The organism is Pseudidiomarina planktonica (assembly GCF_900177775.1).
Classification (GTDB): Bacteria; Pseudomonadota; Gammaproteobacteria; order Enterobacterales; family Alteromonadaceae; genus Pseudidiomarina; species Pseudidiomarina planktonica.
The window spans coordinates 1,779,084-1,791,970 of the sequence record NZ_FXWH01000001.1 but is presented as its reverse complement, the minus strand read 5'-3'; the positions used below and the strand labels follow the sequence as shown (position 1 = coordinate 1,791,970).

13 protein-coding genes are annotated in these 12,887 nt (G+C 51.0%); 6 read left to right on the top strand and 7 right to left on the bottom strand.

Translation table 11 applies throughout. The annotated features are described in order from the left end of the window. The first annotated feature begins 45 nt into the window (after positions 1-45). The 6 genes from htpG (at position 46) to CCE91_RS08485 (ending at position 6,689) form a co-directional block, all read left to right on the top strand. Positions 46-1,959 (top strand): molecular chaperone HtpG, encoded by a 1,914-nt coding sequence (htpG, locus tag CCE91_RS08510; RefSeq protein WP_086434742.1) that lies wholly within the window; start codon positions 46-48, stop codon positions 1,957-1,959. 127 nt (positions 1,960-2,086) lie between these two features. Further along, positions 2,087-2,731, top strand: a complete 645-nt coding sequence (gene adk / locus CCE91_RS08505; protein WP_086434741.1) for an adenylate kinase — start codon at positions 2,087-2,089, stop codon at positions 2,729-2,731. Positions 2,732-2,794: 63 nt separating this feature from the next. Continuing rightward, the gene (locus CCE91_RS08500) at positions 2,795-3,202 is read left to right on the top strand and encodes an MAPEG family protein (protein ID WP_086434740.1); all 408 of its coding nucleotides are present in this window, start codon (positions 2,795-2,797) and stop codon (positions 3,200-3,202) included. Then, positions 3,199-4,008, top strand: a complete 810-nt coding sequence (locus tag CCE91_RS08495) for an alpha/beta fold hydrolase (RefSeq protein WP_086434739.1) — start codon at positions 3,199-3,201, stop codon at positions 4,006-4,008. Before CCE91_RS08500 ends, CCE91_RS08495 begins: the two co-directional genes overlap by 4 nt. 57 nt (positions 4,009-4,065) lie before the next feature. Continuing rightward, positions 4,066-5,286, top strand: coding sequence for an aminotransferase class V-fold PLP-dependent enzyme (locus CCE91_RS08490; RefSeq protein WP_086434738.1), 1,221 nt, complete (start codon positions 4,066-4,068; stop codon positions 5,284-5,286). Continuing rightward, complete coding sequence (locus CCE91_RS08485; protein ID WP_086434737.1) at positions 5,283-6,689, top strand: MATE family efflux transporter; 1,407 nt, start codon at positions 5,283-5,285, stop codon at positions 6,687-6,689. The genes CCE91_RS08490 and CCE91_RS08485 overlap by 4 nt, the downstream gene beginning before the upstream one ends. A gap of 3 nt (positions 6,690-6,692) precedes the next feature. On the opposite strand, the gene hisIE is transcribed toward CCE91_RS08485, so the two are convergent. From hisIE to hisD, 7 genes are read right to left on the bottom strand one after another with little or no spacing between them, the layout of a single operon-like run. Then, on the bottom strand, positions 6,693-7,322 hold the full coding sequence (hisIE, locus tag CCE91_RS08480; protein WP_086434736.1) for a bifunctional phosphoribosyl-AMP cyclohydrolase/phosphoribosyl-ATP diphosphatase HisIE: 630 nt from the start codon (positions 7,320-7,322) through the stop codon (positions 6,693-6,695). Beyond that, positions 7,322-8,125: an imidazole glycerol phosphate synthase subunit HisF gene (gene hisF, locus CCE91_RS08475; protein WP_086434735.1), complete on the bottom strand. Its 804-nt coding sequence runs from the start codon at positions 8,123-8,125 to the stop codon at positions 7,322-7,324. The genes hisIE and hisF overlap by 1 nt, the downstream gene beginning before the upstream one ends. After that, positions 8,107-8,844, bottom strand: coding sequence for a 1-(5-phosphoribosyl)-5-[(5-phosphoribosylamino)methylideneamino]imidazole-4-carboxamide isomerase (gene hisA, locus CCE91_RS08470; RefSeq protein ID WP_086434734.1), 738 nt, complete (start codon positions 8,842-8,844; stop codon positions 8,107-8,109). Before hisA ends, hisF begins: the two co-directional genes overlap by 19 nt. After that, positions 8,825-9,433, bottom strand: a complete 609-nt coding sequence (gene hisH, locus CCE91_RS08465) for an imidazole glycerol phosphate synthase subunit HisH (RefSeq protein WP_086434733.1) — start codon at positions 9,431-9,433, stop codon at positions 8,825-8,827. Before hisH ends, hisA begins: the two co-directional genes overlap by 20 nt. Continuing rightward, complete coding sequence (gene hisB / locus CCE91_RS08460) at positions 9,433-10,506, bottom strand: bifunctional histidinol-phosphatase/imidazoleglycerol-phosphate dehydratase HisB (protein ID WP_086434732.1); 1,074 nt, start codon at positions 10,504-10,506, stop codon at positions 9,433-9,435. The genes hisH and hisB overlap by 1 nt, the downstream gene beginning before the upstream one ends. Next, positions 10,503-11,588, bottom strand: a complete 1,086-nt coding sequence (gene hisC, locus CCE91_RS08455; protein WP_086434731.1) for a histidinol-phosphate transaminase — start codon at positions 11,586-11,588, stop codon at positions 10,503-10,505. Before hisC ends, hisB begins: the two co-directional genes overlap by 4 nt. Further along, complete coding sequence (gene hisD, locus CCE91_RS08450; RefSeq protein WP_086434730.1) at positions 11,585-12,883, bottom strand: histidinol dehydrogenase; 1,299 nt, start codon at positions 12,881-12,883, stop codon at positions 11,585-11,587. Before hisD ends, hisC begins: the two co-directional genes overlap by 4 nt. Positions 12,884-12,887 lie beyond the last annotated feature (4 nt).

The following is a 12,887-nucleotide window of genomic DNA, read 5'->3' as shown; positions in this document are numbered from 1 at the left end:
CATCTCCTGTATTGTTACGTTAAATCATTTACAGGAGAACTGATCATGACGGAGACCCGTCAAACTGAAACCCATGGTTTTCAAACCGAAGTGAAGCAACTGCTTCATTTAATGATCCATTCCTTATATTCCAATAAAGAAATATTCCTGCGCGAGTTGGTTTCTAATGCCTCTGACGCGGCCGATAAGCTGCGTTTTAAAGCGCTGAGCGAAACGAATTTACTGGCTGACGATGCCGAGCTGTACGTGCGCGTAAGTGCCGATAAAGACGCTGGCACTATCACTATTAGTGATAACGGTATTGGTATGACCCGCGAAGACGTGATGGCCAACCTGGGTACCATAGCTAAGTCTGGTACTGCGGAGTTCTTCGGCCAGTTGTCTGGTGATCAGGCGAAAGATTCGCAACTAATTGGCCAGTTCGGCGTAGGTTTCTATTCAGCCTTTATTGTGGCTGACTCAGTTACTGTGCGTACTCGCGTAGCTGGTGCGGCTAAAGAAGACGGCGTTGAGTGGCAGTCGCGTGGCGAAGGTGAATATGATTTAAAAGCCATCACCAAAGAACGTCGCGGCACAGATATCATTCTGCACCTGCGCGATGACGCGGAAGAGTTTTTAGACGAGAGCCGGTTACGTTCCATTATTAATAAGTATTCTGAGCACCTGAGCATTCCGGTGCAAATGCCGAAAGCTGCAGATGACAGTGAAGAAGCAGATAAAACGGAATCCAAATGGGAAGCCGTGAACTCAGGCAAAGCACTGTGGACTCGCGACAAGTCAGAAATTAGCGACGAAGAGTACAAAGACTTCTATAAATCCGTTGCTCACGACTTTGATGAACCCTTGCTGTGGAGCCACAACAAAGTTGAAGGCACCTCGGAATACACCAGTTTGTTGTATGTACCGAAACGCGCGCCATGGGATTTATGGAATCGCGATAGCCAGCACGGCATTAAACTGTATGTGAAGCGCGTGTTCATTATGGACGACGCTGAACAACTGATGCCAAGCTACCTGCGCTTTGTGCGTGGCTTAATGGATTCCAACGATTTACCACTCAATGTGTCGCGCGAAATTCTGCAGGACAATAAAGTGACTCGCGCTATGCGCAACGGCAGTACCAAAAAGGTACTGAGTATGTTGAGCAAGCTGGCGAAAGACGACGAAGAGAAGTATCTGGAGTTCTGGAAAACATTCGGCGCCGTGTTAAAAGAAGGGCCAGCAGAAGATTCAGCCAATGGCGAGAAAATTGCTGGTTTGCTGCGCTTTGCTTCTACCCATACCGATTCAGCGGAACAAACCGTTAGTTTGGATCAGTACCTGGAGCGCAAGCCGGAAGCCCAGAAGAGCATTTACTATATTGTGGCAGACAGCTATGAAGCTGCCCGTGACAATCCTGCGTTGGAAATTTTCCGCAAGAAAGGGCTTGAAGTTTTACTCTTGTCCGAGCGTATTGATGAGTGGCTGATGAGCCATTTAACTGACTACAAAGACGTTGAATTCCAGTCAGTAACTCGCGGTGATTTAGACCTTGGTGACCTGGAAGACAGCGCTGATAAAGAGCAGCAAAAGGCCACCGAAGAAGCTTTCAAGGAACCACTTGAGCGCTTCACTAAAGCACTGGGCGACAAAGTGAAGAAGGTTCGGGTAACCCACCGCCTGACCGATTCGCCAGCCTGTATCATTACTGATGAGAATGATATGAGCACCCAAATGGCGAAGCTGATGGAAGCGGCTGGCCAGAAAGTACCGGAAACCAAATACATTCTTGAGTTAAACCCTGAACACAAGCTGGTACAGCGTGTGACCGAGGTTACTGATGAAGATAAATTTGGTCAGTGGGCAAACTTGATTTTGGATCAGGCAACGCTGGCAGAGCGCGGTAGCTTGAAAGATCCGGCTCACTTTGTGACTCGTTTGAACAAGCTGATGCTGGAACTTACTGAAAGTACTTCTTAAGTTGGTTGAAGAGCAGGTGATTCGACCATGGTCGAGTCGCCTGAACTCTTGTAAAGCCACGCCCGGCAAGGTAAAGTTCGCTATTAACAAATAAGCGACACTCATTTCATTTAGACGAGGTTTTTTCATGCGCATTATCCTGCTAGGCGCTCCAGGCGCAGGGAAAGGAACGCAAGCGCAGTTCCTGATGAAAACGTTTGGTATTCCGCAGATTTCTACTGGTGATATGTTACGCAGTGCAATCAAAGCCGGTACCGAATTAGGCCTGAAAGCGAAACAAGTGATGGATGCCGGTAAATTAGTTTCCGATGACATCATGATTGGCTTGGTAAAAGAGCGCATTGCCGAACCAGATTGCCAGAATGGCTATTTGCTGGACGGTTTTCCACGCACTATTCCACAAGCAGATGCCATGCAAGAAGCCGGTATTGAAGTTGATTATGTACTGGAATTCGATGTGCCGGACGACGTGATTGTTGAACGTATGGCTGGTCGTCGTGTTCATCCTGGTTCAGGTCGTGTTTATCATGTGCAACACAATCCGCCAAAGCAGGAAGGCAAAGACGATTTAACCGGTGAAGATCTTATCGTGCGTGATGACGATAAAGAAGAAACCGTGCGTAAACGTTTGGCTGTTTATCATGAGCAAACCGAGCCATTGGTTAAGTATTATCAGAATGTGGCTGACCAAGGCGCAACCAAATACGCAAAAATCGACGGTACTAAGTCGGTTGATAAAGTCAGTAAAGAACTAGGTCAGTTGTTACAGTAAGCTGGCTCAGGTTATAGTAAGGCCCACTTTGAGTGGGCTTTTTTTTTGCAAAAGGAAAAAAACATGACATTGGTTCCACCTGTTATCTCATTATTGTATATCGCTTTACTAACCCTGTTACTACTGGTGCTGTCCGGTCGTATTATTCGTTTGCGCTGGCGCGATCGTATTGGTATGGGCATTGGCGATAGTAAAGATTTGGAAGTTGCAGTGCGAATTCACGGTAACTTCATTGAATATGTGCCGCTGGCGTTGCTGATACTCGTGATGATGGAAATGACTGGTGCTAATGCCATGTTGTTGCACGGGTTGGGTGCGTTACTCTTTATTGCCCGGGTTTGTCATGCAATGGGTTTAACGCGTTCAGTAGGTGTTTCGTGGCCGCGTACCGTTGGGGTATTGGGTACTTTCGCTATGTTGTTACTTAGCGCCGGTTACCTGCTTGGCTATTATCTGGGTCAGACTTTATGACGCAGAAGCAGGGCCTGCCAGCTGGTTGCCATAGGTACGGAAATGCGGACCGGGAGCCAGTAGTACTGTTGCATAGTTCGCAAAGCAATAGTAGCCAGTGGCGTGATTTGATTACCGAATTAGCCACTGACTATCAGGTGCTGGCAATAGACTTATTAGGTTATGGTCAGGCGCCGGCGCCGCAAGGGGAGGTTGAGTACTTTCGCTTGCAGCAGGAAGCTGAGCGCGTAACCGCTATTATTCAGGAATTAGCGATAGCGCAGCCGGTGCATCTGATCGGTCATTCCTACGGTGGCGCCTTAGCGCTGAAGCTGGCGCGCGAGTGTCCTTTTGCTGTTGCCTCGGTTGCGGTTTATGAACCTGTAGCGTTTCATGTATTAGCTGACCCGAGCGATGCTCGCCGTGAAATCTTAACTGTGGCTGGCAAGATGAATGATTACAGTGCTGTGGACGCCACCAGAGCCTTCGTGGATTATTGGAATCAAGCTGGCTATTTTGATGCGTTACCGGCACGTATTCAGCAGTTGATGAGTCAACAGGCAGCCAAAGTTCAAATGGATTTTGCGGCACTGATTGGCGAGCCTGCTGCGCTTGAGGACTATGAGCAGATAACCGTGCCCTGTTTATTATTAACTGGGCGCGACTCGCCACAAAGTGCTGGTGCCGTTATTGCCGCGCTTGCGCAAGTACTGCCGAATTGTGAGCTGCATGAAGTAGCCGGCGGTCACATGGCGCCGTTAACCGATGCCAGCAAGGTAAACCCGCATTTGAGCAGTTTTTTAAAGGCGCAAACTAAGGGTAACTGATATAATCCAGCCGTTTTAATTAAGCCTTAGCTCCAATCAATTCGGTAGGTCACTAGAATGCATAACTGGCAGGCAGATTTTCCGTTCCACCAACATCACCCGCAGCTGGTGTACTTGGATAGTGCGGCTACCTGTCAGCAACCCCAGGTAGTGCTGGATGCGATGCAAGACTACGTTATTCATCAGCACGCCAACGCGCATCGCGGTGCTCACGGGCGTGCCCGTGCCGCTACCCAGGCTTATGAAGATGCCCGCACCCGCGTGGCGGCTTTTATTGGCGCTGATGCGAGCAATCTTGCGTTTACCGCATCAACCACCGCCGCATTAAATCAATTAACTACCGCGGCCATTGACTGGCAAGCCGGCGATGAAATTGTTATTTCTGCCAGTGAACATCACGCCAATATATTGCCCTGGCAGCGCTTAGCTGAGCGCCTGGCGCTAACTTTAAGGGTTATCCCGGTAAGTAGTGGCACTGGTCAATTAATTGAGCCTGAGCAGTATCTGGGGCCTCGCACGCGTGTTCTGGCCATAACCATGGCTTCAAATGTGACTGGTGTAGTGAACGATCTCGCTAGTTTATGCAAGGCGGCGCGGGCCAAGGGTATTCGAACATTCATTGACGCGGCACAAGCGGCAGCGCACGTTCCTATTAATGTTGCCGAGTTGGGTTGTGACGCTTTAGCGTTTTCTGCCCACAAAGTGTACGGGCCAACTGGAATTGCAGCTTTGTACATGCGCCCGGAGCTTTGGCAAACTATGCCACCGCAAAATTTGGGTGGGGGTATTGTTGAAACTGTTACATTCACCAGTTCAGAGCTCATTAGCAGCATTCAAAAATTTGAAGCGGGTACGCCCAATGTTAGTGCGGCAGTTGGTTTTAGTGCGGCACTGGACTGGCTGCAACAGACCCAACAAGCAGGTGCCGGGCGATACTTACGTAATTTACAGCAAAAATTAATAGCGGCGCTGCAACAGCGCCCGCAGCTTGAATTACTGCCGTCGGATCCGAACGGTACTCCAATTGTCAGTTTTTACAGTCAGGCGTTTCATTGTCACGACTTAGCCTTGTTACTGGCAGAGCAGGACATTGCGGTTCGCGCCGGACATCACTGCGCGCAGCCGTTATTACAGCATTGGCAAATACCGGGAGTAGTGCGGCTATCGCTGGGGCTAACGGTGACTGAGCAGCAGTTAACCCAAACTCTGGTGGCGCTGGACAAAGCCATGGCCTTACTGGCTGAAACCGGGCCTTTAACCGAGAGTGACGAGGCATGAACACCACAGTAACCGCCGCGCAAAAAACCGCAGAATGGAAGCAACTGGCTAAGTTGACTGGTCCCATTTTGATAGCTCAGCTAACGCAAACCATGATGAGCGTGGTAGACACCGTTATGGCAGGGCGCGTGAGTGCGACCGATTTAGCAGCCGTTTCGGTGGGTAGTAGTATCTGGATCCCTGCTATTTTGCTGGTGTTTGGTTTAGCTCTGGCGCTGGCACCTATTATTTCTCATTTTGATGGTGCCCGGAATCACACCCAAATTGCGCGCATGGTGCAACAAGGTTTTTATGTCTGTGTGCTGGGCGGTCTGGTTACCTATGCCGCTATAGCCAGTGCCCCCTGGTTACTGAATATCATGACCGTGGAAGACGAGTTCCGACGAGTCACACTGGAATATCTGGAATATATTGTGTGGGGGCTGCCGGCCTTTATTATCTATATAGTGCTGCGTAATTTCTGTGAAGGACTTTCGCACACGCTGCCATCGCTGGTTATTGGTATTATCGGGCTGCTGGTTAATATTCCCGCCAACTACATTTTCATCTACGGCTATTTTGGCATGCCGGCACTTGGTGGTGCTGGCTGCGGGCTGGCTTCTGCCATCGTGCTATGGGCCATGGCTCTGGCTATGCTCGGTTACGTGGTGTGGGCGAAACGCTTCGCTTCCATTCAGCTGTTCGCGCGTTGGCATAAACCGAACTGGGACGACATCTGGTACGTGATCCGTATTGGTTTTCCAATCTCAGTGTCGTTGTTTTTTGAAGTGAGTTTATTTGCGGCGGTCGCACTGTTGATAGCACCACTTGGTGCTACCGTGGTTTCCAGCCACCAAATTGCGTTAAATATTTCTTCGCTGGTGTATATGGTGCCCTTAAGTTTGTCTATGGCGGTAACGCTGCGGGTTGGCTTTGCACTGGGCGCCGGTGAGCCTGGGGCCGCTATGCGTAGCCACAAAATGGCGCTGACCTTTGGCATGGCCTTTGCGGCCGTGAATGGCTTAATTATGTGGTTGGGTGGCGCCTGGCTGGCGGCGCTTTACACTGAAAATAGTGACGTGATTAAACTGGCTGCCCAGTTAATGGGTCTGGCGGCTATTTTCACACTCTCGGATACTTTCCAGGCGGTTGCTATTGGTACCCTGCGTGGCTACAAAGACACTCGCGTAGTGATGTTTATTACCTTCTTGTCGTATTGGCCGTTTGGACTGTCAGTAGGTTACATATTGGCCCTAACCGACTGGTTTGTACCTGCTATGGGTGCGGCCGGATTCTGGATCGGCTTTATTACCGGCTTAAGCATGGCAGCGGTGTTGCTCTCCTGGCGATTACACAAGGTACACAGAAGTTACCTGAAGCGTTTTCACCAGGGGCTGCATCCTGACCACGGCCATACCCACTAAGGCTTATTTGCTGCGGCGGTCGGCTAATACCTGCAGAACGTCGTTGAGGCTCAAGTCACTGCTTTGCAGAACCACCAGTAAGTGATAAAGCAAATCAGCGCTCTCGTTGAGTAACTCTTCTTTGTCGCCCACAGCGGCGGCTAATGCCACTTCAACACCTTCTTCACCGACTTTTTGCGCTGCCCGTTTAATGCCAGCGGCAAATAGCGATGCGGTGTAACTGGTGTCTGCGGCTTCGCCTTTACGTGAGCGAATCACGTTCTCCAGTTCGGTCAGCATGGGTTCTGCCGAGCCATCTGGTGCGGTAAAACAACTTTGCGTACCTAAGTGACAAGTTGGCCCTTGCGGTAGAGCTAAGGCCAGTAAGCTGTCGTTGTCGCAGTCGGTATGCAAGCTTACGAGCTGTAAAAAGTTGCCTGAGCTTTCGCCTTTGGTCCATAAGCGTTGCTTGCTGCGGCTGTAAAAGGTGACTTTGCCTTCGCTCAGGGTGTGCTCCACAGCTTCAGCATTCATATAGCCCTGCATTAACACTTCGCCGCTGAGCGCGTGCTGCACAATGCACGGCAGCAGGCCGCTGCTGGATTGCTGACTGGCAAAGGCCAGCTCGGTTACATTATTGCTCTGAATTCGCATTAGTTGTCCTGTTCGTTAAGCGGTTCAACAATAGGGCGAATAGCTATGCCCTGTTGGCTTAAATAGTCTTTCAACTCGGCAATTTGAATCACATTTTTATGAAACACCGAGGCCGCCAGAGCGCCATCCACTGCTGCTTGTTGGAATGCATCAGCAAAGTGTTCCATAGTACCAGCACCACCGGATGCTATTAACGGCACCGGACATACCTTGCGCATCGCACTTAGCTGCTTAATATCGTAGCCGTTGCGAACACCGTCCTGATTCATGCAGTTTAATACGATTTCACCAGCACCGCGCGCTACCACTTCAGCCAACCAGGCCTCGGTAGTCCAGGTGGTTTTTTGGGTGCGGCTTTCGTCGCCGGTAAACTGATAAACTTCGTATTGATTTTGGGCTTCGTTATAAAAGCTATCAATACCGATCACCACACATTGTTGACCAAACTCATCAACCAAACGGTTGATTAAACTCGGGTCGGCAAGTGCGGGCGAGTTTATTGAAATTTTATCGGCACCCATAGCCAATATTTCCTGGGCATGAGCAATACTTTTAATACCACCGGCTACGGTGAACGGAATATCGATAACCTTGGCAATGCGGCGTACCCAGGACTTGTCGACTACGCGCTGGTCTGATGATGCGGTGATGTCATAAAACACCAACTCGTCGGCGCCTGCGGCGGCGTAACGCTCCGCCAGTGGCTCAATGTCACCAATAATTTCGTGGTTACGAAACTGGACGCCTTTTACCACTTGTCCGTCGCGAACATCCAGGCATGGAATTATGCGTTTGGCCAACATGCCAGCGCCTCCTCGAGAGTGAATTTCCCGGTTAACAGAGCCTTACCAAGAATGGCGGCATCACAGTTCACAAACTGCAATTGATGCAAGTCATCCAGGCCTGCTACGCCGCCGGAAGCCTGCCATGCCACTTGCGGGTACTCTTCTTTCAACTGCTTATAAAGCGCAACATTGCAGCCGCTTAACATTCCGTCGCGGCTAATATCGGTGCACAGAACATGGCGGCAGCCTGCTTCCAGCAGTGGCTCCAGCACTTCGGTAAGAGTCAGCTCACTGGTTTCACGCCAGCCGTCAATGGCCACAAAAGGGCGGCCCTCAGGGTCAATATTTACATCGATAGCAATCACAATAGCTTCCGGGCCAAAGTCACGTAGCCATTGCTGCACTAACTGTGGTTGCTTGACTGCGGTTGAGCCAATCACAACCCGGGCAACCCCGGCGTTCAATAAATCCTGTACGTCGTCACGGGTGCGAATACCACCGCCTACCTGACACTGCATGCTGGTGGCATTGGCCAGTTGCTGAATCAGTTGTAACTGGCGTTTAGCGGTATCGCGGGCACCATCAAGATCAACGATGTGCAGCCACTTGGCACCGGCATCAGCGTAGGCCTTGGCCACGGGTAATGGATCATCATGAAAGGTGGTTTGCTGAGCAAAATCACCTTGTTTCAAACGCACCACAGCACCATTAATTAAATCAAGCGCGGGTATCAACATATTCGGACTCCAAAAAATTCTTCAAAATAGTTGCGCCGACAGATCCTGAGCGCTCGGGGTGAAACTGCGCACCATAAAAGTTTTGATGCTGAATCATGGCGGCAAAATCTTCACCGTAGTGGCTGCTGGCAATAGTGTAACTGTCTACGGGCACCGCAAAGCTGTGCACGAAGTAGCAGTATGCTGCTGCATCAAGACCCTTTAACAGCGGTGTGTCGGTGCGCTGCTGCAACTGATTCCAGCCCATGTGGGGTAACGGTAAACCATCAGCTTGTAAACGGCGGGTTTGGGTTGGAATCACGCCTAAGCAATCGACATCACCTTCGCTGGAGCTTTCGGTGAGCAATTGCATCCCCAAACAAATACCTAATACCGGCTGGGTGAGTTGCTGCAGGGTTTCTACCAGTTGCTTACGCTGAATGTTGCGCATGGCCGCACGAGCCGTGCCCACACCGGGTAAAATAACCCGGTCAGCGGCGCGAATTAGCTCGGCTTTGTCGGTAACTGTTGGCACATACCCCAGGCGTTCAAGTGCAAAGCATACTGACGTGAGGTTTGCACATTCGGTGTCAACAACCACTACTTTCATCACAGCATTCCCTTACTTGAGGGCAGAGTTTGGTCGCCGGTTTTAGTAACCGCCTGACGCAGTGCCCGACCAAACACCTTGAATAAGCTTTCTACCTGGTGGTGACTATTTCCTTCGCTGGTGCTTAAGTGCAGGCTTACAGCCATAGCATCACTAATAGAGCGGAAGAAGTGACCGACCATTTCGGTCGACAGTTCACCAACCTGAGTGCGGCTAAAGTCCGCCTCAAATTTCAGATAAGGGCGACCGGATAAATCCAGCAGACATTCCGCCCGGCACTCATCCATCGGCAGCGCAAAGCCGAACCGGCCAATGCCACGTTTATTGCCAAGCGCTTGACGCAAAGCCTGACCCAGCGCCAGTGCGGTGTCTTCAATGGTGTGGTGATCGTCAATGTGTAAATCACCAATCACTTTCACGTTCAGTGCAATGCCAGCATGCGTGGCAATTTGTTCCAGCATGTGGTCAAAAAAGCCAATGCCGGTACTAACGCTAATTGGCTTCTGCGCGTCCAAATCCACACTTACCCGAATATCGGTTTCGTTAGTGGTACGTACAATGCTGGCCTGGCGTGGTTTTTTTAATAGCTGGTGCTGTATGTGCGCCCAGTTTAGTTCGGCCGGATCATATTTAAATGAAGGCAAGCCCATATTCTCAGCCAGTTGCACATCAGTGTCGCGATCACCAATCACATAGGAGTCGGTGAAATCAATGCGACCCTGTTGCAGATACTCTTTTACTAGCCCCAGATTCGGCTTGCGGCAGGCGCAGTTATCCTCTGGGAAATGCGGACAAATAAGAACATCAGCAAATTGAATGCCCTGTGACTTAAAAATGTCCATCATCAGATTATGGGGCGCATCAAAGTCCGCTTGTGGGAAGCTGTTGGTACCCAGGCCATCCTGATTAGACACCATCACCAACTTGTAGCCAGCTGCTTGCAAGGCTAGCAGTGCCGGCACCACGCCAGGTTCAAAGGCCAGCTTATCAAGGCGGTCGAGTTGTTTATCTGAGGGCGGTTCAACCACCAGGGTTCCATCGCGATCGATAAATAAAATACGTTCAGCGCTCATGAGAAAAAATCCTGCGTAATAGCGTTAAGTGAGGCGATCAACTCATTGTTTTCAGTTTCCGAGCCAACCGTAATACGTACTGTGTTGGAAAGCCCGACCTGAGCGGATTGATTACGAATCAAAATGCCTTGCTGCTGACACCAACTAACCAGTTTAGCGGCGTCGGTAACTTGCACCAGTATAAAGTTTGTGACGCTCGGCCACAGCTTTTTCACATAGCTAAGCTGTTCAAGCTCTTGCTGCAAGCGTTCGCGCTCAGTAATAGTTTCCGCCAAACGAGCCTGCATTTGTTCGCAGGCCCCCGGTGCCAGCGCCTGAATAGCAACCTGCACGGTTAAATCTGGCAGCGGGTAGGGCGCCAAAACCTTTTGCATGGCAGCAATAACATCAGGGCTTGCCAGTGCAAAACCACAACGGATACCAGCTAAGCCAAAGGCTTTGGATAAAGTGCGCAGTACGACCAATTGTGGATACTTCTGCAACCATTGGCTAACACTGCTAATACCAGCCAGCGCCGCGTACTCAATATAAGCTTCATCAACTATCACCAGCGCCTGATCACCAACCGTTTCTAATACTTCGGTCAGCGCTTGTGATTCCAGTGCGTTACCCAGCGGGTTGGATGGATTACATAAGAACACCAGTTTTACAGCGGCCAGGTTTGCTTTTATTTGGTCTAAATCCAACTGCCAGCTGGCGGTTAGCGGAACGCTTTTAACGGCCGCACCATGGGTGGCTGCAGAAATGGCATACATACCGTAGGTGGGCGGACATATCATAATGGCGTCCTGACCCGGTTCGCAGTAGGTGCGAATGAGCACATCAATAGCTTCGTCGCTGCCGCGCCCAATCAGTACCTGATCGCTACGAACTTCGGCATAGTCGGCATAGGCCTGCAACAGCTTAGTGGACTGAAATTCCGGATACCGGTTTAAGCCAGTGGTATCAAGGTCGTAATCGTTGCCGTAGGGAGATTCATTGGCATTTAGCCACACACTGCCGCCACTCATGCTGCGTCGTGCAGAAGCATAGGGCGTTAAGGTTTGCAGGTGCTGCCGTTGCAGTTTTGCCGCAATACTCATGAGCTGGCCTCCATTCGAATGGTCACCGCTCGTTTGTGCGCATCCAGACCTTCGGTATCAGCCAGGGTTGTAATGGCTTCGGCCAGTTCGGCAAGTCCCGCTTTAGTAGCGGTTTGCACCGTGTAACGACGGTAAAAATCAAGCAAGCCCAGGCTGCTGTACACTTTTGAAAAGCCATAAGTGGGTAGCACGTGATTGGTGCCGGTGGCGTAATCGCCGCCCGCTTCAGGGGTGTAATCGCCCACGAAAACAGAGCCCGCGGTGGTTAGTTTCGCCAGCCACTGTTGTGGTTCGGCAAACTGCAACGACAAGTGCTCAGGCGCATAGTCCTGGGAAATAGCAACAGCCTGTTCAATATCCGCCACCTGAATTAAAGCACTGCTAGCTAATGCCTGAGTCGCTATGTCACGGCGGCTTAACTGGGCTAATTGCTGCATTAATTGCTGTTCAACTTTTTCGAGCATAGCGGCGCTGGTCGTTAGCAAAATAACCTGAGAGTCGGCGCCGTGTTCAGCTTGTGACAGCAAATCTGCGGCGACAAAGGCAGGGTTGGCGGTAGCGTCGGCTATCACCAGAAGCTCGGACGGGCCAGCTGGCATGTCCATCGCGCAACCGTCGCTGCGCTGAGCAACCAGCTGCTTGGCGGCGGTTACATAGCTGTTACCCGGGCCAAATACTTTATCTACGCGAGGTACTGTTTCAGTACCAAAGGCCAGTGCCGCAATAGCCTGAGCGCCGCCACAACGATATACCTCGGTAATGCCACAGCGCTGTGCCGCGTACATTAATGCCGGTGATAAGTCGCCGTTAGCGTCTGGCGGGCTTACCAATACGACTTGCTGACAACCCGCAATTTGCGCGGGTACACCCAGCATCAACGCCGTTGAAGGCAAGGTGGCAGTGCCGCCCGGAACATAAAGGCCCACGCTTTGCAGGGCGGTGAAACGTTGTTCGCAAGTCACGCCTGGACGCGTTTCAACCTGAATGTTCTGTGGGCGCTGGGCTTCGTGAAAGCGTTTAATAGTGTCATAGGCGGTATCAATAGCCTGACGCACCTTAGCGTCCAGCCGTGCCGCCTGCGCATCAATTTGTTCAGTTGAGTAGCGCAGGTTTGGCAGCGCTACCTTGTCGAACTTTTCAGTCAGGGCTAGCACTGCGGCATCACCCTCGGCTTTCACCTGAGTCAAAATGCCCTGAACCGTTTCCAGTAGCGCGGTCGAGGTTTTCTGTACCGGCCGCGCCAATGCCTGTTGACGGTGGTCGGCCGACATTTTTTGCCAATTCATCAGTTGCATGGCG